The 20,279-nt window shown below is 69.9% G+C and carries 21 protein-coding genes; 10 read left to right on the top strand and 11 right to left on the bottom strand.

What is annotated here, in order from left to right:
• Positions 1-117 precede the first annotated feature (117 nt).
• Both fahA and PT931_RS13035 read right to left on the bottom strand, forming a co-directional pair.
• Positions 118-1,269, bottom strand: coding sequence for a fumarylacetoacetase (gene fahA, locus PT931_RS13040; protein WP_456245987.1), 1,152 nt, complete (start codon positions 1,267-1,269; stop codon positions 118-120).
• On the bottom strand, positions 1,266-1,997 hold the full coding sequence (locus PT931_RS13035) for a hypothetical protein (RefSeq protein ID WP_456245986.1): 732 nt from the start codon (positions 1,995-1,997) through the stop codon (positions 1,266-1,268). Before PT931_RS13035 ends, fahA begins: the two co-directional genes overlap by 4 nt.
• 80 nt (positions 1,998-2,077) lie before the next feature.
• On the opposite strand from PT931_RS13035, the gene PT931_RS13030 reads away from it, so the two are divergent.
• Positions 2,078-3,238 carry a homogentisate 1,2-dioxygenase gene (locus PT931_RS13030; protein ID WP_456245985.1) on the top strand — a complete coding sequence of 387 codons (1,161 nt, stop codon included), beginning with the start codon at positions 2,078-2,080 and terminating at the stop codon, positions 3,236-3,238.
• A 170-nt stretch (positions 3,239-3,408) separates the two neighbouring features.
• Here the strand turns inward: PT931_RS13030 and PT931_RS13025 are convergent, their stop codons facing one another.
• The 4 genes from PT931_RS13025 to PT931_RS13010 are packed head-to-tail and all read right to left on the bottom strand — an operon-like array spanning position 3,409 to position 5,811.
• A complete protein-coding gene (locus tag PT931_RS13025; protein ID WP_456245984.1) occupies positions 3,409-4,107 on the bottom strand; it encodes a tetratricopeptide repeat protein in 699 nt (232 codons plus the stop codon).
• Entirely contained in the window at positions 4,104-4,616 is a 513-nt protein-coding gene (ispF, locus tag PT931_RS13020; RefSeq protein WP_456245983.1) for a 2-C-methyl-D-erythritol 2,4-cyclodiphosphate synthase, read from the bottom strand. The genes PT931_RS13025 and ispF overlap by 4 nt, the downstream gene beginning before the upstream one ends.
• A complete protein-coding gene (gene ispD, locus PT931_RS13015; protein ID WP_456245982.1) occupies positions 4,613-5,290 on the bottom strand; it encodes a 2-C-methyl-D-erythritol 4-phosphate cytidylyltransferase in 678 nt (225 codons plus the stop codon). The genes ispF and ispD overlap by 4 nt, the downstream gene beginning before the upstream one ends.
• A 35-nt stretch (positions 5,291-5,325) precedes the next feature.
• A complete protein-coding gene (locus tag PT931_RS13010; RefSeq protein ID WP_197005877.1) occupies positions 5,326-5,811 on the bottom strand; it encodes a CarD family transcriptional regulator in 486 nt (161 codons plus the stop codon).
• Between the two features lie 347 nt (positions 5,812-6,158).
• On the opposite strand from PT931_RS13010, the gene PT931_RS13005 reads away from it, so the two are divergent.
• The 6 genes from PT931_RS13005 to PT931_RS12980 all read left to right on the top strand — a co-directional run bounded on the left by PT931_RS13005 (position 6,159) and on the right by PT931_RS12980 (position 11,806).
• Positions 6,159-6,815 (top strand): hypothetical protein, encoded by a 657-nt coding sequence (locus tag PT931_RS13005; RefSeq protein WP_456245981.1) that lies wholly within the window; start codon positions 6,159-6,161, stop codon positions 6,813-6,815.
• Positions 6,816-6,933: 118 nt separating this feature from the next.
• Positions 6,934-7,707, top strand: coding sequence for a hypothetical protein (locus PT931_RS13000; RefSeq protein ID WP_456245980.1), 774 nt, complete (start codon positions 6,934-6,936; stop codon positions 7,705-7,707).
• Positions 7,708-7,738: 31 nt separating this feature from the next.
• Positions 7,739-9,172: a DNA repair protein RadA gene (gene radA, locus PT931_RS12995; protein WP_456245979.1), complete on the top strand. Its 1,434-nt coding sequence runs from the start codon at positions 7,739-7,741 to the stop codon at positions 9,170-9,172.
• Positions 9,173-9,179: 7 nt separating this feature from the next.
• A complete protein-coding gene (gene disA, locus PT931_RS12990) occupies positions 9,180-10,331 on the top strand; it encodes a DNA integrity scanning diadenylate cyclase DisA (RefSeq protein ID WP_456245978.1) in 1,152 nt (383 codons plus the stop codon).
• 354 nt (positions 10,332-10,685) lie between these two features.
• Positions 10,686-11,081: a DUF4259 domain-containing protein gene (locus PT931_RS12985; RefSeq protein ID WP_456245977.1), complete on the top strand. Its 396-nt coding sequence runs from the start codon at positions 10,686-10,688 to the stop codon at positions 11,079-11,081.
• A gap of 119 nt (positions 11,082-11,200) precedes the next feature.
• Positions 11,201-11,806, top strand: coding sequence for a YdcF family protein (locus tag PT931_RS12980; RefSeq protein ID WP_456245976.1), 606 nt, complete (start codon positions 11,201-11,203; stop codon positions 11,804-11,806).
• A 106-nt stretch (positions 11,807-11,912) separates the two neighbouring features.
• Here PT931_RS12980 and PT931_RS12975 read toward each other — a convergent pair whose 3' ends face one another.
• Together PT931_RS12975 and PT931_RS12970 are read right to left on the bottom strand one after the other, a co-directional pair.
• Positions 11,913-12,050 (bottom strand): hypothetical protein, encoded by a 138-nt coding sequence (locus tag PT931_RS12975; protein ID WP_456245975.1) that lies wholly within the window; start codon positions 12,048-12,050, stop codon positions 11,913-11,915.
• 146 nt (positions 12,051-12,196) lie between these two features.
• Positions 12,197-12,796, bottom strand: coding sequence for a hypothetical protein (locus PT931_RS12970; protein WP_456245974.1), 600 nt, complete (start codon positions 12,794-12,796; stop codon positions 12,197-12,199).
• A gap of 149 nt (positions 12,797-12,945) precedes the next feature.
• Between PT931_RS12970 and PT931_RS12965 the strand changes: the two genes are divergently transcribed.
• The gene (locus PT931_RS12965; protein ID WP_456245973.1) at positions 12,946-13,809 is read left to right on the top strand and encodes an A/G-specific adenine glycosylase; all 864 of its coding nucleotides are present in this window, start codon (positions 12,946-12,948) and stop codon (positions 13,807-13,809) included.
• Between the two features lie 69 nt (positions 13,810-13,878).
• Entirely contained in the window at positions 13,879-14,697 is an 819-nt protein-coding gene (locus PT931_RS12960; RefSeq protein ID WP_456245972.1) for a polysaccharide deacetylase family protein, read from the top strand.
• A 74-nt stretch (positions 14,698-14,771) separates the two neighbouring features.
• Here the strand turns inward: PT931_RS12960 and PT931_RS12955 are convergent, their stop codons facing one another.
• The 3 genes from PT931_RS12955 to lysS all read right to left on the bottom strand — a co-directional run bounded on the left by PT931_RS12955 (position 14,772) and on the right by lysS (position 19,509).
• Complete coding sequence (locus PT931_RS12955) at positions 14,772-17,294, bottom strand: ATP-dependent Clp protease ATP-binding subunit (RefSeq protein ID WP_456245971.1); 2,523 nt, start codon at positions 17,292-17,294, stop codon at positions 14,772-14,774.
• Positions 17,295-17,569: 275 nt separating this feature from the next.
• Positions 17,570-17,926 (bottom strand): histone-like nucleoid-structuring protein Lsr2, encoded by a 357-nt coding sequence (locus PT931_RS12950; RefSeq protein ID WP_197005886.1) that lies wholly within the window; start codon positions 17,924-17,926, stop codon positions 17,570-17,572.
• An 80-nt stretch (positions 17,927-18,006) separates the two neighbouring features.
• Complete coding sequence (gene lysS, locus PT931_RS12945) at positions 18,007-19,509, bottom strand: lysine--tRNA ligase (protein ID WP_456245970.1); 1,503 nt, start codon at positions 19,507-19,509, stop codon at positions 18,007-18,009.
• 91 nt (positions 19,510-19,600) lie between these two features.
• On the opposite strand from lysS, the gene PT931_RS12940 reads away from it, so the two are divergent.
• Positions 19,601-20,278, top strand: a complete 678-nt coding sequence (locus PT931_RS12940; RefSeq protein WP_456245969.1) for a class I SAM-dependent methyltransferase — start codon at positions 19,601-19,603, stop codon at positions 20,276-20,278.
• Position 20,279 lies beyond the last annotated feature (1 nt).

The raw sequence follows: 20,279 nt of genomic DNA, 5'->3' as shown, positions 1-20,279 counted from the left end.
TTTTCCGGTTACGGAGGCGCCTGATCCGGCATGCGGCGGTCGTCCGCGCCCCCGGTTCCGTGGTCGCCGCGCACCCCTGGCTCCGTTGCCCCGCCCAGGATGCCCACCGCGGGCCGGTCAGCCCGCGATGGTCCCCGTGACCTCGCCCAGCGCGACCGGCAGCCCCGAGGCCCCCGGCGCGGTGGCCGTCAGCGTCACCGTGTCCCCGTCGAGCAGGAACGTGCGCTCCGACCCGTCCTCCAGCTTGACCGGGTCGGCCCCCGACCAACTGAGCTCCAGGAACGAGCCGACCTGGTCGCGGTTCGGCCCGGACACGGTGCCCGAGGCGAACAGGTCCCCGGTCCGGACCGAGGCGCCGTTGACGGTCATGTGCGCGAGCTGCTGCGCGGGGGTCCAGTACATCCCCGCGAAGGGCGGGCGGGACACCACGGTGCCGTTCCAGTCCACCTCCAGGTCGATCCCGAAGGTGCCCCGGTCCCGCTCTGCGAGGTAGGGCAGCACGGCCGGGTCCTGCGCCGGGGCGGCCACCGTGGCGAGCGCGGCCAGCGGGGTCACCCACGCGGACACCGACGTCGCGAAGGACTTGCCGAGGAACGGGCCCAGCGGCACGTACTCCCATGCCTGGATGTCCCGGGCCGACCAGTCGTTGACCAGCACCACGCCGAACACGTGCTCGGCGAACGCGTCCACGCCCACCGTGTCGCCCAGGGCGGACGGCACGCCGACCACGAACCCGACCTCGGCCTCGATGTCCAGCCGGACGGACGGCCCGAACACGGGGGCTTCCTCGCCCTTGCGCTGCCCGCTGGGCCGCTTGACCTCGGTGCCGCTGACGACGACCGTGCCGGAGCGCCCGTGGTACCCGATCGGGATGTGCTTCCAGTTCGGGTACAGCGGCGGCGAGTCGGGCCGGAACAGCTTGCCGACGTTGGTCGCGTGCTCCTCGGAGGAGTAGAAGTCCACGTAGTCGCCGACCGCGAACGGCAGGCTCAGGGTCTTCCCGGCGAGCGGCGACAGGTGCGGCTCCACCTCGGCCCGGTGCGACTCGTCGGTCAGCAGCTCCACGACCCGCTCCCGGACCGCGCGCCAGGCGTCGGGGCCCAGCGCCATGAAGTCGTTGAGCACCGGAGCGCGCAACGCCTCCAGCGCCAGCACGGACTGCAGGTCCAGCACCTGGTCACCGACGCGGACGACGATCCGCCCGTCGGCCACCCCGTACGGCAGGTTGTGCGTGCCCCACGGGCCGTCGGCCCCCGCTACCCAGCTCACGATCTCTCCTCCACTAGTCCCAGTTTGAGAATGTCTTCCAACGGCTCGGTGACGCTACAGGTCCCGAATCCCACCCAGAGGGGCCGCTCCTGGAAGAGGTGCGGCCGGACCACGTCCGCGAGCACCTCGGGCTCGGTGGCCTCCAGCATGAACGCCTCCTCGCCGGGCGTCAGGCACGCGGCGAGGATGTTGAGGAACCCGTGGTGGGTGAACCCGGTCGCCGGGTCGGTGTGCCGGGCGGCGTGGTGCAGCCCGGCGGTGAGCTTGATCCGCAGGCCGCGGGTGCGGCAGGCGCTGATGATCGCCGCGAGTTCCCCGATGCTCGGGAACAGCTCGGGTGACAGGCCGCCGGTGCGGAACTTCGGCGTGACCGGGGTGCCGACGAGCGCGTCGAGGGTGGCGCGCCAGTCGCTGGCGCGGCTGATCTCCGCGTACACCCTGGTGGTTTCGATCCAGTCCTCGTCGAGGAGCGACGGCGACCAGGGCAGCTCGACCTGGACGGCTCCCGGCGCGTGGCCACCGATGGCCCCGAACGGGAAGTCGAGTGGGCCGGCCTCGTCGATCCGCCCGACGGGCAGCAGTAGAGGGCCGACAAAAGGCGCATACCATGCTGAACGGTGTGCACGGTGCGCGACAATGGCGTCGGGCAGCGGCGCGTTGCCGGGCGGGAAGACGGCCGCGTCGTCGATCAGCCCTTGCAGGAGCCGTGGGATAGCAGACGTTGACACATCCACTACTGTAGGCGACGCTACAAATAGCGGACAAGTGTTGGTTGGACCGTCCGATTATCGGACGACCGGAGGTTGAGATGCCCTATTACCGGAGCGTTGGCGAGCTTCCGCCGAAGCGTCACACCCAGTTCCGGCAGCCCGACGGCAGCCTGTACGCGGAGGAGCTCATGGGCCAGGAGGGCTTTTCCAGCGATTCGTCCCTGCTGTACCACCGGTTCCTGCCGACCGCGATCGTCGCCGCGGAGGAGTACGAGCCGACGGCCTGGACCCGGATCCCCAACAAGCCTCTCAAGCCCCGGCACCTGGTGACGGCCAAGCTCGGCGAGCAGACCGACCCGATCCTCGACCGGCAGCACCTGCTGGCCAACGCCGACTGCCGGATCTCCTACGTCGCGTCCTCGCGCACCTCCGTGCTGTACCGCAACGCGATCGGCGACGAGTGCCTGTACGTCGAGTCCGGCTCCGGCCGCCTGGAGACCAGCTTCGGCGTCCTGGAGTTCACCGCCGGCGACTACCTGATCGTGCCCACCTCGGTGATCTACCGCGTGGTGCCCGACGGCATGGTCAAGATGCTCGTCGTCGAGGCCACCGGCCACATCGGCCCCCCGAAGCGGTACCTGTCGGTGCGCGGCCAGTTCCTGGAGCACTCGCCCTACTGCGAGCGCGACGTGCGCGGCCCGTCCGAGCCCCTGCTGGAGGACGGCGAGGACGTCGAGGTGTACGTCCAGCACCGCACCGGCTGGACCAGGTTCACGTACGCGAACCACCCGTTCGACGTCGTCGGCTGGGACGGCCACATGTACCCGTGGGCGTTCTCCATCCACGACTTCGAACCCATCACGGGCCGCGTGCACCAGCCGCCGCCGGTGCACCAGACGTTCCAGGGCCCCAACTTCGTGATCTGCTCGTTCGTCCCGCGCAAGGTGGACTACCACCCGCTGGCGATCCCGGTGCCGTACAACCACCACAACGTCGACTCCGACGAGGTGCTGTTCTACACCGGCGGCAACTACGAGGCGCGCAAGGGCTCCGGCATCGGCCAGGGCTCGATCTCGCTGCACCCGTCCGGCTTCACGCACGGCCCGCAGCCGGGCGCGGCCGAGGGCTCGATCGGCGCCGACTACTTCGACGAGACCGCGGTCATGGTGGACACGTTCCGCCCGCTGGACCTGTGCGAGCCGGGGCTGGCCGTCGAGGACGAGAACTACGCCTGGACCTGGTCGAACCGCAAACTCTGACGGGTACCGGCGTCAAGCCACCTCGCCTGTCCGATCAGGGCTGCTCGGACGGGCGAGGTCCAACCCGGCCCGCGTCGGCCGACCGCGAGGATTTCGGGGCTACCACGGGCGGGGTAGCCCCGAACCGATCCAGCGGGCGGAGCCGACCAGCCTCGTACCCGGAGCCGGGTCTACCTGGCCGCCAACCAGGCCAGCAGCAGCCCGACCGCGAACACGATCGCGGCGACCTTGAAGATCCCGCCCCAACCACCTCCGCCGGAGCCCGCGGTGGTGTTCGTGGCCGGTGCGGGCTGGACCCCGCCGAACCGGTCCCACCACAACTTCCACACCCCGGCCCGCCGCCCCGGGAACGGCGGCAGCTGCCGGGCGCGGAACAGCCCCTCCTCGACGACCTGGTCGAGCCCCATCGGGGCCGCGATCCGGGCGAGCAGCCAGTGCGCGTCCGGATCGGCCGGCGCCAGTCGCACCGCGTCCCACGCCGCGTCGAGCGCCAGCTGCCCGCCACCGAACACGTTGAGCAGCGCCGTGGCGACCAGCGTGGCGTACGCCGAGTGTGCGAAATCCCGGAGCAGTTCCTCGGCGAAGGCGAGCGCGCCGGCCCGGTTGTCCGTGGACGCGAGCACCCACGCCCGGATGATGATCGCCTCGTCGTGCCCCGGAGCGGCGTCGGTGGCCGCCGCCGCGAACTCCACGGCCTCACCGGCCCGGCCCTCCCGCGCGGAGACCAGCGCGGACAGCGCCAGGATGTCGGCGTCCTCGGGGGCGAGCGACCGGGCGAACTTCAACTCGTCGCCCGCGTCGCGCCAGTGGCCCAGGTCGACGAGCAGCCGGGCCCGGCTCAGGTAGACGTCGGCCGTCTCCCCGGTCACAGCGCCGCCCCCACCTGGGAAGCCGGCTCGGCGGCGGCCGGCTGGTAGATCAGGGCGGTGGCGAGGCCGACGAGCCCCTCCCCGCGACCGGTCATCCCCAGCCCGTCGGTGGTCGCCCCGGCCAGGTTCACCGGCGCCCCCACGGCGGAGGTCAGTACCGCCTCGGCCTCCGCGCGCCGGGTACCGACCCGGGGCGCGACCCCGATCACCTGTACCGCGACGTTGCCGATCTCGAACCCGACCTCCCGGACCCGGCGCGCCGACTCGGTGAGCAGCGCGACCCCGGAGGCGCCCGCCCACTCGGGCCGCGACGTACCGAAGTTGGAGCCCAGGTCACCGAGGCCGGCGGCGGACAGCAGGGCGTTGCAGGCGGCGTGCGCGACGACGTCGGCGTCGGAGTGCCCGGCGAGGCCGCGCTCCCCCGGCCAGTGCAGGCCGCCGACCCAGCACTCCCTGCCCTCTTCGAACGCGTGCACATCGGTGCCGATGCCGATCCGGGGCACGATCACAGGAGAGCCTCAGCGATCTTCAGGTCGAGGGGACGGGTGATCTTCATGGCGAGTTCGTCGCCGGGGACCGTGTCCACCCGTACCCCCAGCTTCTCGACGAGGCCGGCATCGTCCGTGAGGTCGTCGCTGGCCTGGTCATGGGCGGTGGTGAGGGTCTGGCGGTCGAAGCCCTGCGGGGTCTGCACGGCGCGCAGCACGCTGCGGTCGACGGTGGCGAGCACCTCGCCGTCGTCGCCGACCTGCTTGATGGTGTCCACGACGGGCAGCACGGGGATCACGGCGCGGGAACCGGCCCGCACGGCCGCGGCGACCCGCGCGATCACGGTCGGCGGCGTCAGGGCCCGGGCGGCGTCGTGCACGAGAATGATCAGGAATTCGGCGGGTACGGCCGCGAGCGCGTTGGCCACGGAGGTCTGGCGGGTCGCGCCACCGGCCACGACGAGCACCCCGTCGGGCAGCATGGCCTCGACGGCGTCGACCTCGCCCGGTGGGGCGGCGACGACCACGCACCCGACACCGGGGGTGGCCAGCAGATTGCGCACGGCGTGCACGAGCAGCGGCTCGCCGGCGAGTGGGCGCAGTGCCTTCGGGGCCCCGGGACCGAGTCGGAGGCCGGCACCAGCGGCAGGAACGAGGGCCGCGACATCACCACGCTGCTCGGATTGCGTGGTCACGCCGCGGCCCTCTATCGATCCTTCAGAACTGTTGGTCACGCCTCAAGAAGCACCTTGTCGAGGAGACCCTCGGCATCGTCCTTGGTGCTCTTCTCGGCGAGTGCCACCTCGCCGACCAGGATGTCGCGGGCCTTGGCGAGCATGCGCTTCTCGCCAGCGGAGAGCCCACGCTCCCGCTCACGACGCCAGAGGTCACGCACGACCTCCGCCACCTTGAGCGGATTGCCGGAGGCCAGCTTCTCCAGATTCGCCTTGTAACGCCGCGACCAGTTGGTCGGTTCTTCGGTGTGTGGGGCGCGGAGAACATCGAAGACTGCCGTGAGGCCCTCTTCGCCGACCACTTCCCGCACACCAACGATCTCGGCGTTCTCCGCAGGCACCCGGACCGTCAAGTCGCCCTGTGCGACCTTCAGAACCAGGTACTGCTTCTCCTCGCCCCGAATGACGCGAGTCTCGATTGCCTCGATGAGTGCGGCCCCGTGGTGGGGGTATACAACGGTCTCGCCGACACTGAAAGCCATAGGTTCGAAACCCCTTTCGCTGTGTCTAGGGTAACACGCTCCGCAGCCTGACGGACAGTGTGCTGACCGACATAACCGCAGGTCAGGGGCTATGTGAGGCACTTGACAACATCCGCGTTTCGCTGATCCGCACCGGGAACGACACGTGGAGTAACGATCTGGTGACAAGTATGGCGGACTAATCGTTTATTTCGGACTAGCGCGGGGCCAGTGTCCTGGTCGGGTGCGGCCCACGTCACGTCCGGAAAAGTTCCCCGCCAACCCTCTGGCCCCCGCCGCCCGGGTGCGGGAAACTGGAAAGCAAGGACTAAAGGGTCCGTTGGGTGCTGCTCCGCGAGGGGGTGCGCATGGCCACATGGCGAGAGGACGACAACAGCCAGCCGGTCACGGGGCTCCCACCCGAGTGGGGCCGCGTCATCATCCCCGACACCCCCGCTGAGCTGGCCTTAGAGGCCAAGCGGGTCCGCCGGGAGCTGCGCTGGGCCGCCCGCCGGCGTCGCTGGACGGGCAACGGCTCGCTGTTCCGCTCCCCGTTCGCGATCCTCCTGATCACGCTCGTGCTGGCGCTGAGCAGCCTGTTCTCCATGGTCGGGCCGCTGGGCCGCGCGCCGAGGAGTTCCGAGCCCGACGTCGACCTGTCCCTGACCGGGGTCACCCTCACCGACGAGCTGGGCCGCTCCGTCCGGATCGGCAGGCACCTGCCCGCCGCCATCCTGATCCTCGACGCGTGCGTGTGCGCCCAGCTCACCACCGCCGTGACGGGAGCGGCGCCGACGGGCGTCACCGTCCTGCTCGTCGGCCGGCAGTCCCCCACCGAGAGCGGTCCGGGCTTCCGGCTCGCCGACCCCACCGGGCTGGTCCGCAACAGGTCCGGCTCGGGGCCCGCCACCGCCGACCAGGCCACCGTCGTCCTCGTCGACAGCACCGGCCGGGTCACCCGTCTCGTCCGGGCCACGACGACCCTCGAACCGTTCCGGACCGAGCTCCTCGCGCTGCATCCCTAGGACGCGCCGCGCCGCGTCCACAACCGGTGGTCATGAATTGGGCGGGGTGCCTCCGCCTCCCCGAACGCGACAACTAGGCTGTCAACCGGTCTGCGTGTGGCTATCGAGGAGGACCGACGTGACCCGTCTGACAACTGCCATCCCGGCGTTCGCCTTGGGTGTGGCTGCCGTCGCGCTCACGGCTGGCTGCAGCGCCGGGCAGGTCTCCCAGACCGCCGGTCAGGTCGCCGCGGTACCCGGCGCGAACCGCACCATCGAACTCAAGGACAGCCACGACCTGATCGTCGGTCGGGTGGCGCTCCGCGACGTGATGGTCCAGTACTCCGACAAGGGGTACGCCGCGAAGGGCACGGCACCGCTCCAGGTCCGGATCTTCAACGACAGCCCGTACGCGGTGAAGCTGTGCTCCGTGGACAGCGACGCCGGCAAGGTCGTGAAGGGCACCGGGGGCATCGTCCCGCCGGCCAGCCCGTCCGCCGCCGCGTCGGCGTCCGCGTCCCCGTCGGCCACGCCCAGCGCGTCGGCCTCGGCCTCCGCGGTGCCGTCGAGCTCCGCCGCACCGTCCGCCTCCGCTGTGCCCTCGCCGTCGGCCGCCGCCCCGGTGCCCGCCGGTGGCTGCGCGCTGAACATCACCGTCCCGGGCCAGGGCTACACCTCCCTGCTGCCGGGCCAGGCGACGTACCTGCAGCTCACGGACCTCAAGGACGAGCTGAAGCCGGGCGTCGTCGCCCGCGGCTTCACGTTCACCTTCCAGGACGCCGAGGGCAAGACGTTCGCCAGCGACAAGTTCGAGATCCCGATGGGTACCCCGCTGACCCCCGGTCCGCGCGAGAGCAGCGAGATCGAGGGCGCGCACACGGTCGACGGCAGCGGCGGCGGCGAGCACAAGTAACGCTGTCGTACTCCTGGGCTAGGTTCAGTGCGTGACCACGCCCAGGAGTTCCCGTTCGGCCACGAAGTCACCCCGGGTCGTCGTGCAGTGCGACGCCTGTGGACACCGGCCGCCCCGCTGGGTGGGCCGCTGTCCCGAGTGCAACGAGTGGGGCTCGATCATCGAGGTCAGCGCCGAGCCCGCCGCGCTGCGCAACATGGCCGCCCGGGTGCCCAGCGAGCCGGCCCGCCCCATCTCCACGATCAGCGCCGAGCCCGCGCGGCGGCGGCCCAGCGGGGTCGCCGAACTCGACCGGGTGCTCGGCGGCGGTCTGGTCCCCGGCGCGGTCATCCTGTTCGCCGGCGAGCCCGGGGTCGGCAAGTCCACCCTGCTCCTCGACGTCGCCCAGCAGTGGGCCGCCAACGCCGACACCCCCGCGCTGGTGATCAGCGGCGAGGAGTCCGCGAGCCAGGTCCGGCTGCGCGCCGAGCGGATCGGCGCCCTGCACGAGCGGCTGTTCATGGCCGCCGAGGGGGACCTGACCACCATCCTGGGGCACGTCGACGCCGTGCAGCCCGGGCTCCTGATCATCGACTCGGTGCAGACCGTCTCCTCCCCGGGGACGGACGGCGTGCCCGGGGGCGTCACCCAGGTCCGCGCCGTCGCCGCCGCCCTGGTCGCCACGGCCAAGGAGCGCGGCATCGCCACGGTGCTCGTCGGCCACGTCACCAAGGACGGCACGGTCGCCGGGCCCCGGGTCCTGGAGCACCTGGTCGACGTCGTGCTCAACTTCGAGGGCGACCGGCACTCCTCGCTCCGGCTGCTGCGCTCGATGAAGAACCGGTTCGGGGCCGCCGACGAGGTGGGCTGCTTCGAGATGCACGAGTCCGGGATCGCCTCGCTGCCCGACCCGTCCGGGCTGTTCATCACCCGGCACGCCGACGCCGTCCCCGGCACGTGCGTCACGGTGACCATGGAGGGCCGCCGGGCCCTGATCGCCGAGATCCAGGCCCTGGTGGGGGCCGAGATGCCGGGCAACCCGCGGCGCACCGTCAGCGGCCTGGACGGCGCCCGGCTCGCCATGGTGCTGGCCGTGCTCCAGCGCCGCGCCCGGCTCAAACTGCACGACCGCGAGGTGTTCGCCGCGACGGTGGGCGGCATGAAGATCACGGAACCGGCCGCCGACCTGGCCCTCGCGCTCGCCGTCGCCTCCGCCACCCACGACATCCCGCTCACCCCCGACCTGGTCGCGATCGGCGAGGTCGGGCTGACCGGGGAGGTCCGCCGGGTCGGCGCCGTGCCCCGCAGGCTCGCGGAGGCCGCCCGCCTGGGGTACAGGATGGCGCTCGTCCCGCCCGGCTGCGGCCCGAACAACACGTCCAAGGCCCCCGAGGGGATGCGCGTGCTCGAGGTCGCGGACCTCCGTACGGCGCTGCACGCGGCCGCCACGGCGTACGCGCAGGCCGCCAACGAGGGGCCCCGATAACGTGATCATGACCGCAGCCGCAGGCGGGGGCAGGCGCAGTCCCGCCGCCACCGAGACCGGACACGCTAAAGTAGCTGTCGTGCCGATCGACCGCGATGACCCGCTCCGCGCCACACTCGCGCTGATGGCTCCGGGCACCGCACTCCGTGACGGCCTGGAGCGCATCCTCCGCGGGCGTACCGGCGGCCTCATCGTCCTGGGCTACGACAAGGTCGTCGAGACCCTGTGTACCGGCGGTTTTCCCCTGGATGTCGAGTTCTCCGCGACCCGGCTCCGCGAGCTCTGCAAGATGGACGGCGGGGTCGTGCTGTCCAGCGACGGCACCCGGATCGTCCGCGCCGCCGTGCACCTGATGCCCGACCCGACGATCCTGTCCGAGGAGTCCGGCACCCGGCACCGCACCGCCGAGCGGGTGGCCAAGCAGACCGGCCATCCGGTCATTTCGGTCAGCCAGTCCATGCGGATCATCAGCCTCTACGTGTCGGGTCAGCGACACGTCATCGACGACTCCGCGGCGATCCTGTCCCGGGCGAACCAGGCCCTGGCGACCCTGGAGCGGTACAAACTCCGGCTCGACGAGGTCGCCGGCACGCTCTCCGCGCTGGAGATCGAGGACCTGGTGACCGTGCGCGACGCGATGGCCGTCGTCCAGCGCCTGGAGATGGTGCGCCGGATAGCCGACGAGATCGAGGGGTACGTGATCGAGCTCGGCACCGACGGCCGCCTCCTCGCCCTCCAGCTCGACGAGCTGATGGCCGGCGTCGACGCCGACCGCACCCTCGTGGTCCGCGACTACCTGGCCAGCCCCCGCCGCACCTCCCGCAGCGTCGGCGACGCGCTCGCCGAGCTCGACGGCCTCTCCGCCACCGAACTCCTCGACCTCACCCTGGTCGGCAAGGCCCTCGGCTACCCGGCGGCGTCCGACGCGCTGGAGGCGGCGGTCAGTCCGCGCGGCTTCCGGCTGCTCACCAAGGTGCCCCGGCTGCCCGGGGCGGTCATCGACCGGATCGTGGACCACTTCGGCAGCCTCCAGCGGCTGCTGGGGGCCACGGTGGAGGACCTGCAGGCCGTGGACGGGGTGGGCGACGCCCGGGCCCGTAGCGTGCGCGAGGGACTGTCCCGCCTGGCGGAGGCATCGATCCTGGAACGGTACGTCTAGGACCGCAGGTTCTCCTGGCGGGAAGCGCGGGCCCACGGTCCGGGCGGCTGGTTGCCGTCAATCAGGCCGCTCATCAGCACCGGCCATCGTGCCTCGGTCGCGGTCGGGCGAATCGGTTCCGGGGAGACGGAGCCGCGGCTCGGCAGGTCCGGGCGGTAGGCGCACGCCGAAAGCCGCGGGAGTCAGCTCCGCGTGGCGGATGTCGGCAGCCAGTAGTGCCGGCGCCCCATGACGGTCTCCGCGAGCCGTCCGCCATACGGCGAGTACCCGTCTGATCTGGCGGGTGGGTGCGATCCGTGGTCATGGGCCCTAAGCTGACGGCCGGTGTGGCCGGAGTTCGGGCGGGGTGGTGGTGTGGGCACTTTCGGTGTGGGGCTCTTCGACAGTGACAGCGCGCAGGATCTGCTCGACGAGCTGGCCGAGGTGCCATCCGGTGAGCGGGTGCTCGCGGTGACCTCGACGTTGACTGGAGTGGTGTCAGGGAGCCTCACGTGGAACCGTGAGGTCTTCCCCGACCAGGTGGTGGCTCTGGTCGGCTTGGTCGCCACCGGGCTGCCAGGTGGGCCGAGCCTCACAGGGAATGCCGAGGCGAAGCTGCCGGTTCCGGGGTCGGACCTGATCGGCCTGGCCGTCGAGGCTCTGACGCTGGCGTCGGACCTCTGGATGCGCGACTGGGTGCACGCCCCCGACGCCGCCCAGGCGAGAAAGAACCTCAACCAGCTGCGACAGGTGCTGCTGGCGGCGAGCTGAGAAGTCGGCCTCGTGTCAGCGCTGAAGCGGCCGGGAGTGCGCCCACGAACTGGCCAGCCTGAGACTCGCCACTCGAGGTCAGAGGCGACGACGGTGTGGGCGTCGGTAGTTTGGTGGGCGTGACCGCCACTCTCGACGAGATGACCGGACTCCTCGACGCCACCGCACCGGGCCTCGCGCCGGCCGACATCGCCTTCGTGTTCGGCTCCACGCTGCCCGGGCCGGTGCCGCCCGCCGCCCGCCTGCTGCGGCAACAGCTCGCGCCCTGCGTGGTGCTCACCGGCGGGCCGAACCGGAGGATCCCCGACCACGTCGAGAGCGAGGTCCACGCCCGGCTGCTGTACGAAGCCGGCGTGCGCCCGGAGCAGCTCCTGATCGAGCGGCGGTCCACCACTACGGTCGGCAACGTCGCCGACGCCCGGCCGTTGATCGAGGCTCGCTTCGGCGAGGTGCGTACCGTCATCGCCGTCGTCAAGTGGTGGCACCGCCGGGCGTTGCACGTCCTGGCCGCCGGCATGCCCAGCGTCGAACGGATCTACGCCGTCACCTGGGATCCGCCGGCCCGCGCCACCGGTGCGCCCTACACGCGGCACACGTGGGCGGACAGCGCGGACCGCGAACGCCTCGAGGGTGAGTACCGCTACTTCCGGGGTTTCCTCGACCGGGACGAACTGCCCGCCCTCGTGCGGGACGGCGCCGGGTGGGTCCGCTCGGCCGATTCCTGACGAGCGAACTCCCGTTCCCACGGGACAGCGAAGGCGGTCCGCTCTTCTCGCACGGGACAGCTGCGGTGGTCCGCTCTTCTCGCACGGGACAGCGACGGTGGTCCGCTCAACCTCCGGGCACGCCGACGGCGGCACGCTGTTCCTCGACGAGGTCGGTGAGCTGCCGGAGACGTCGTAGGAGCTCGGCGAGCTGCCGGGAACGTCGCAGGCGGAACCGCGACCACACCGGCGCTCCGGCGACCACCGGGGAGGCGGACCCTGCGGGCCTTCAGCGCGAGGACCGGCGACGACGAGTGCCGGACCGCGCCCGCCAGTACCCGTCGAGGGGTTGCCGAAGGCCGCTACCGGAGCAGCGGCCCGTCCCCCAGCACCCGCGACGTGCCGAGCGGGTCAGCTGACCTTGAAGTTGGCCGGGGCGCTCGTCTTCGTGCCGAGGCGCCCGAACACCTGGTAGGAGCCCTGCTCGACGAGCGTGCGCCCGTCCTTGCACGTGGCCGCGCTCGACGTCGTCGTGTTCCAGTCGGTGAAGAACTCCTGGCCGTCGGAGTTCGGCGCGAGGGAGACGACGTTGGTGCCGTGCAGGGCGGAGCAGTCGTCGGAGGACCAGATCCGCTTGTCGCCCTGCTTGATCTGGGCTTCCTGGGCGTCGGCGCCGAGGTCACGGGTACACGTGCGGGCCGAAATATTTTTGATCTTGATGAAGATGCGGAGGAACGCGGCGCTCGGCACGGGGTCGCGGTCGGTCCGGACGGTCACCGAGATCTCGTCGTCGGTGCACGGCGTCACCGCGCCCTGGCCGGGAGCCGGCGACGGGGTGCCGGACGCGCCCGGGGCCGCGGGGCTACCACCGGGGTTCTCGGCGGGCGTCGTGCCATCGGGCTTGGGGGTCGACGCGGTGGGCTTCACGGCGTCGTTCTTCCCGGGGGAAGACGGGTCCGAGCAGGCGTAGACGACGCCCAGCAGCAGGACAAGCAGAATCGCTCCGAGCACGATGGCTCGACGCCGCCAGTAGACGGCGGGCGGTAGGGGTCCGACCGTCGATCGCATAATTCCGTCACAGTATCCGAGTCCGCGCACGAATGCGGAATCGGCTCGCCCGGGGCAAAAACGCGGCGGGGGGCCGTGCCATCATCGGGGAGATGACTCCGCTCGCGGCACAGGCCCTCACCTGGTACGACGAACACGCCCGTGATCTGCCCTGGCGTGCCCCCGACACGACCCCCTGGGGCATCCTCGTCAGCGAGGTCATGCTCCAGCAGACGCCTGTCGTCCGGGTGCTCCCCGCGTGGCTCAACTGGCTCGCCAAGTGGCCCACCCCGGCGCACCTGGCCGCCGACACCCCCGCCGAGGCGATCCGCGCGTGGAACCGGCTCGGCTACCCGCGCCGCGCCCTCCGGCTGCACGCCTGCGCGACCGCCCTGGTCGAACGGCACGACGGCGCGGTGCCGACCGGCGTGGCGGAACTGCTCGCCCTGCCCGGGATCGGGGCGTACACGGCCCGGGCGGTGGCCGCCTTCGCCTTCGGGCAGCGCGAACCCGTGGTGGACGTCAACGTGCGGCGCTTCGTCGCCCGGGCCGTCACCGGGCTCGCCGACGGCGGGGCGGCGACCACCCCCGCCGACTTCGCGCTCGTCGAAACGCTGCTGCCGGCGGAGAACGCGCCCCGGGTGTCCGCCGCGTTCATGGAACTCGGGGCGCTCGTGTGCGTGGCCCGGTCGCCCCGGTGCGGGGACTGCCCCGTCGTGGCGACCTGCGCGTGGCGGCTCGCCGGGCAGCCGCCCGCCGAAGGTCCAGGACGCAGGCCTCAGGGGTACGCGGGGACCGACCGGCAGGTCCGGGGTCTCATGATGGCCCTGCTGCGCGACGCCCGGGATCCGGTGCCGTTGCGCACGTTGGACGCGGTGTGGCCGGACGAGACGCAGCGGCGGCGGGCGTTGGCCGGACTGGTCGAGGACGGGCTTGCCCACGAGGTCCACGAGGGGCTGTTCTCGCTCCCCGTCTGACAGCCGTCCCCTACACCACGACACGCCGAGTCGCCTGGCGTTTACCAAATCCCGACCTAAGATGGCGCGATGCGCCCTCCCCGTCCCCGACGACGCCTGCTCTCGGCTCTGCTCGTACTCCCCGTTCTCGCGCTCGTGGCCGGTTGCGGCCCCAAGGCGACGCAGTGGTCCGCCCCGTCGTCGCCCTCCGCGAGTCCCGGTCGGGGACAGGCCGCCAGCCCCACCCCCACGGCCTCCCCGAACCCGTTCGACGGGAAGACGCCCCGGTTCGATCCCGCGCCGCCGCCGGAGCCGATCAACCTCGCCGGGGGGCCGACCGCGCCGCTGCTGTCCAGCATTCCGACCACCCAGAAGGTCGCCTTCCTCACCATCGACGACGGCTGGGTGAAGAAGCCGGAGGCGATCGCGCTGCTGAAGGCCTCGGGCATACCGGTGTCGCTGTTCCTGCTCAGCCCGGCCGCCAAGGAGAATCCGGCGTTCTTCAAGGAACTGGTCGCCAACGGGGCCACGATCCAGGCGCACACGGTCAACCACCTGTCCATGCCGACGCTGTCGTACGAGCGGCAGAAGCAGGAGATCTGCGGCAGCGCGGACGAACTCGGGAAACTTTTCGGGACCCGGCCGACGCTGTTCCGGCCGCCATTCGGTGAGTACAACCAGAACACGTTGCGGGCCGCGCACGACTGCGGCATGAAGGCCGTCCTGTACTGGAAGCAGACGGTCGACAAGGGGAAGGTCCGCTATCAGGGCGAGTGGGGGAAGATGCAACCCGGCGACATCGTGCTGATGCATTTCCGCGAGGCGTACGTGGACGACTTCACCGCCGCTTTGAACGCGATGAAGGCCAACGGACTGACGCCGGCACTCCTGGAGAACTACATTCCGTAAAGCTTGCGGCTATAAGGGTGGCGCCCCGGAAGATTTCTTCCGGGGCGCCATCGTTGTTCTGTCTCAGCCGCGAGTTATTCCGAAGTCGGTTCGGCGGAGCCGAGTTCGACGGGAACGGCGTCGGGAACCTGCGCGGGCTTTTCGACGCCCTTGAAGGTCAGCTTCGACTGGTCGATGTTCTCGGGGTCGCCCTCGCAGTCGATGAGAACGATCTGGCCGGGCTTCAGCTCGTTGTAGAGCACCCGCTCCGACAGGTTGTCCTCGATCTCCCGCTGAATGGTGCGACGCAGCGGACGCGCGCCGAGGACCGGGTCGTAGCCCTTCTTCGACAGGTACTTCTTCGCGTTGTCGGTGAGCTCCAGGCCCATGTCCTTGTTCTTGAGCTGGTTCTCGATCCGCATCGTCATGATGTCGACGATCTCGAGGATGTTCGGCTCGCTCAGCTGGTGGAAGACGATGGTGTCGTCGATCCGGTTGAGGAACTCGGGCCGGAAGTGCTGCTTGAGCTCGTCGTTGACCTTCGTCTTCATCCGGTCGTAGCTCGCGTCGGTGTCCTCGGACTGCTGGAAGCCCAGGGACACGGCCTTCGCCACGTCGCGGGTGCCCAGGTTCGTGGTCAGGATGATCACCGTGTTCTTGAAGTCCACGATGCGGCCCTGGCCGTCCGTGAGGCGACCGTCCTCCAAGATCTGGAGCAGCGTGTTGAAGACGTCCGGGTGGGCCTTCTCGATCTCGTCGAACAGCACGACCGAGAACGGCTTGCGCCGCACCTTCTCCGTGAGCTGGCCGCCCTCGTCGTAGCCGACGTACCCGGGAGGGGCACCGACGAGCCGGGAGACCGTGTAGCGGTCGTGGAACTCGGACATGTCGAGCTGGATCAGCGCGTCCTCGGAGCCGAACAGGAACTCCGCCAGCGCCTTGGACAGCTCGGACTTACCGACACCGGACGGACCGGCGAAGATGAACGAGCCGGCCGGGCGCTTCGGGTCCTTGAGACCGGCCCGGGTCCGCCGGATGGCCTTCGACACGGCCTTGACCGCGTCGATCTGGCCGACGATCCGCTTGTGCAGCTCGTCCTCCATGCGGAGCAGCCGGGAGGTCTCCTCCTCGGTGAGCTTGTAGACCGGGATGCCCGTCCAGTTGGCCAGGACCTCGGCGATCTGCTCGTCGTCGACCTCGCTGACGATGTCGAGGTCGCCGGCCTTCCACTCCTTCTCCCGCTGCGCCTTCTGGCCGAGCAGGGTCTTCTCCTTGTCACGCAGCTGGGCCGCGCGCTCGAAGTCCTGCGCGTCGATCGCCGACTCCTTGTCCTTGCGGACCTGGGCGATCTTGTCGTCGAAGTCACGGAGGTCCGGCGGTGCGGTCATCCGGCGGATCCGCATCCGGGCGCCGGCCTCGTCGATCAGGTCGATCGCCTTGTCCGGCAGGAAGCGGTCGGAGATGTACCGGTCCGCCAGGGTCGCCGCCGCCACGAGGGCCGCGTCGGTGATGGAGATGCGGTGGTGGGCCTCGTACCGGTCGCGGAGGCCCTTGAGGATCTCGATGGTGTGCGCCAGCGACGGCTCGGCGACCTGGATGGGCTGGAACCGGCGCTCGAGCGCGGCGTCCTTCTCCAGATGCTTGCGGTACTCGTCGAGGGTGGTGGCGCCGATCGTCTGGAGCTCACCCCGGGCCAGCATCGGCTTGAGGATGGAGGCGGCGTCGATCGCGCCCTCGGCGGCACCCGCACCGACCAGGGTGTGGATCTCGTCGATGAACAGGATGATGTCGCCGCGGGTGCGGATCTCCTTGAGGACCTTCTTCAGGCGCTCCTCGAAGTCACCCCGGTACCTCGAGCCGGCGACCAGGGCGCCCAGGTCGAGGGTGTAGAGCTGCTTGTCCTTGAGCGTCTCGGGGACCTCGCCCTTGACGATCTTCTGCGCCAGGCCCTCGACGGCGGCGGTCTTACCGACGCCGGGCTCGCCGATCAGGACCGGGTTGTTCTTGGTCCGCCGGGACAGGACCTGCATGACCCGCTCGATTTCCTTCTCCCGGCCGATGACCGGGTCGAGCTTGCCCTCGCGGGCGGCCTGGGTCAGGTTCCGGCCGAACTGGTCGAGGACCAGGGAGGTGGACGGGGCGGCCTCGGTCGTGGTGCCGGCGGCGGCCGGCTCCTTGCCCTGGTAGCCGGAGAGCAGCTGGATGACCTGCTGGCGGACCCGGTTGAGGTCGGCACCCAGCTTGACCAGGACCTGGGCGGCGACGCCCTCGCCCTCACGGATCAGACCGAGCAGGATGTGCTCGGTGCCGATGTAGTTGTGCCCGAGCTGCAAAGCCTCGCGCAGTGACAGCTCGAGGACCTTCTTGGCCCTCGGGGTGAACGGGATGTGCCCGCTCGGCGCCTGCTGCCCCTGCCCGATGATCTCCTCAACCTGCTGGCGAACGCCCTCAAGCGAGATCCCGAGGCTCTCCAGCGCCTTGGCTGCAACGCCCTCACCCTCGTGGATGAGACCGAGCAGGATGTGCTCGGTGCCAATGTAGTTGTGGTTGAGCATCCGGGCTTCTTCTTGAGCCAGGACGACAACCCGCCGCGCGCGGTCAGTGAACCTCTCGAACATTCCCGTGCTCCTCACGTGCGCGGTGGCACCGTGTGGGTCCCCGAACACCTCTTGGTATCCGTGCCCTTACTCTATCGCCCGCCCCTGACTGTTCAGGGGTAGCGCTGGCCGGGTCGGGGCACTCCCCCCGACACGACCGTCACGTTTGCCCTAACCAACGGCCTTCTTGACCTGTTCCCGCAGCTTGAGCGCTACGCCAAGAGCGAAATACGGCCCGGAGACGCAGCCGGCCCGACCCCGGGTACCAGGGGTCGGGCCAGGCGGTAACGCGAAGATCAGCGGCCGGCCTGCGCGTTGTACAGGTCGACGATGTCCTGGGAGATACGCCCACGACTGGAGACCTTGTGGCCGTTACGCACGGCCCAGTCACGAATGGCCTTGTTCTGCTCACGGTCATTCGCACCACTGGTCCGGGCACCAGTGGTGACCTGCCGGGTGGCAGGACGGCCGGCGCCGGCGCGCTGCCGACGACCAGCGGTGATGTACTTCGCCAAGGACTCGCGAAGCACCTTTGCGTTTTCACTGGACAAGTCGATGATGTAGCTGGCCCCATCAAGGCCGAAGCTCACCGTCTCGTCGGCTGGACCCGAGTCGAGGTCATCGACGAGGACCACGTGCACCTTCTGTGCCACGGTTTTCCCCTTCTTTCCCAACAAATTAAAAGAAAGATAGCCCACGGTACGGGAAAAGAAAAGCCGTCGGCACTATTCCTTTACTCTGGCTTAACCATGGGGAAGAGGATGGTCTCCCGGATGCCGAGACCGGTCAGAGCCATCAGCAGTCTGTCAATACCCATCCCCATACCACCCATGGGTGGCATTCCATACTCCATGGCCCGGAGAAAGTCCTCGTCGAGTTGCATGGCCTCGTCGTCTCCCTTGGCTCCGAGGAGCGCCTGGGCGACCAGTCTTTCGCGCTGGACTACGGGGTCCACGAGCTCCGAATACGCTGTCCCCAATTCGAACCCTTGTACGTACAAATCCCACTTCTCCGTGAGGCCCGGCTCGGTGCGGTGCGCACGGGTGAGGGGGCTGGTCTCCTCCGGGTAATCGCGCACGAAAGTCGGCGCGATGAGGCCCGGGACGACCAACTCCTCGAAGAGCTCCTCGGCCAGCTTTCCGGGGCCCCACTTGGGATCCACGGCCAGGTCGTGGGCTTCGGCGAACTTCACCAACTCCGGATAGGGAGTGCTGATCGTGACCTCGGTGCCCAGCGCCTCGGATAGCGAGCCGAAAAGCGTGATTTCCCGCCAATCCCCGCCGAGATCGTGTTCGGTACCGTCATGATGTGTCACGACGTGACTACCGAATACGGAGTACGCGGCGTTCTGGACGAATTCCCTGGTCAGCTCTGCCATGGTGTTGTAATCGCCGTATGCCTCGTAGGCTTCCAGCATCGCAAACTCAGGTGAATGAGTGGAGTCCGAGCCTTCATTACGGAAGTTTCTGTTGATCTCGAAGACCCGGTCGATTCCGCCGACCACACAACGCTTGAGGTACAGCTCAGGTGCGATCCGTAGATAAAGGTCAATGTCCAGCGCGTTCGAGTGGGTCTTGAACGGCCGCGCCGTCGCCCCGCCGTGCATCTGCTGGAGCATCGGCGTCTCGACCTCGACGAAGTCGCGCCCCTGGAGGAACTCCCGGAGCGACCGGACCACGCCGGAGCGGACCCGGACGACCTCACGGGCCTGCGGACGGACGATCAGGTCGACGTACCGCTGTCGGATCCGCGTCTCTTCGCCCATCGGCTTGTGCGCGACCGGCAGCGGGCGGAGCGACTTCGCCGTGATTACGAACCGCTCGACCATGATCGACAACTCGCCGCGCCGGCTCGTCGCGACATCGCCCTCGACGCCGACCAGGTCGCCGAGGTCCACCATGCGCTTCCACTGCTCGAGCGCGTCCGCGCCGACCTTGTCCAGGGACAACATCGCCTGCAGCTCGGTGCCGTCGCCGTCGCGGAGCGTCGCGAAGCACAGCTTGCCGGTGTTCCGCACGAAGATCACCCGGCCCGTGACCGAGGCCCGCTCGCCGGCCGCCGTGTCGGGCGGCAGGTCGGGATAGAGCGCCTTCAACTTGGCCAGGGTCGTGGTCCGTGGGAAACTCACCGGATACGGCTCGATACCGTCAGCGAGCAGCTTGGCTCGCTTCTCATGACGAATCCGCAACTGCTCCGGCAGGTCATCGTTGTCTGGCTGTTGGACGGGCTTGGTCACGGCAACACCTTTCTTGTATGCAACAAAGGGTATAGGTTCGCCTCCGATGGACGCCTTCGACTTGTCACGCCAGGCCAGATCCTTCGGGCCGGTGGCAGATCTCTATGACCGGATCCGCCCCTCCTACCCGGCCGAGGCCGCGGCCTGGCTACTCGGCCCGACACCGTTGAAGGTCGTGGACCTCGGCGCGGGTACCGGCATCTTCAGCCGCGTGCTGGCCAACGCAGGTCACGAGGTCATCGCCGTCGAACCGGACGCCGCGATGCGCTCGCGGATCGGGGCCGGGATCAACGCCCTCGACGGCAGCGCCGAACGCATCCCCTTACCGGACGCCTCTGTGGACGCGGTGGTCGCGGCGCAGGCGTACCACTGGTTCCGCCACGACGAGGCGCATCCCGAGATCGCCCGGGTCCTCCGAAGTGGAGGAATCTTCGGTCCGATCTGGAACATCCGCGACGAGTCCGTGGACTGGGTCGCGACCATCTCGAAGATCGCCGAATCCGAGGCGCAGCGGGTGTTCCACGCGCCGCAGCCGGGCTTCGGCCAGCACTTCCACGAGGCCGAGCGGGCCACGTTCCGGCACTCCGTGCACCACACCACCGACACCCTGGTCACCCTGACCCGCAGCCGGTCGTACTACCTGACCGCGACCCCCGAGCGGCAGGCCGAGGTGGAGGCCGAGCTCCGCGACCTGACGACCGGGCTCGAGGAGCCGTTCGAGCTGCCGTACATCACGGTGGCGTTGAGGACCCGCCGGCTGCCGCGCTAGG

This window comes from Longispora urticae, from assembly GCF_053902585.1.
This window is presented reverse-complemented; position numbering and strand designations above follow the sequence as displayed.

Excerpts from the sequence above, each read along its gene's own strand:
- PT931_RS13005 (WP_456245981.1), top strand. The coding sequence starts at position 6,159 with ATGGCCACATGGCGAGAGGACGACAACAGCCAGCCGGTCACGGGGCTC.
- PT931_RS12960 (WP_456245972.1), top strand. The coding sequence starts at position 13,879 with ATGCGCCCTCCCCGTCCCCGACGACGCCTGCTCTCGGCTCTGCTCGTA.
- PT931_RS12955 (WP_456245971.1), bottom strand. The coding sequence starts at position 17,294 with ATGTTCGAGAGGTTCACTGACCGCGCGCGGCGGGTTGTCGTCCTGGCT.
- PT931_RS12965 (WP_456245973.1), top strand. The coding sequence starts at position 12,946 with ATGACTCCGCTCGCGGCACAGGCCCTCACCTGGTACGACGAACACGCC.
- PT931_RS13030 (WP_456245985.1), top strand. The coding sequence starts at position 2,078 with ATGCCCTATTACCGGAGCGTTGGCGAGCTTCCGCCGAAGCGTCACACC.
- disA (WP_456245978.1), top strand. The coding sequence starts at position 9,180 with ATGACCGCAGCCGCAGGCGGGGGCAGGCGCAGTCCCGCCGCCACCGAG.
- PT931_RS13010 (WP_197005877.1), bottom strand. The coding sequence starts at position 5,811 with ATGGCTTTCAGTGTCGGCGAGACCGTTGTATACCCCCACCACGGGGCC.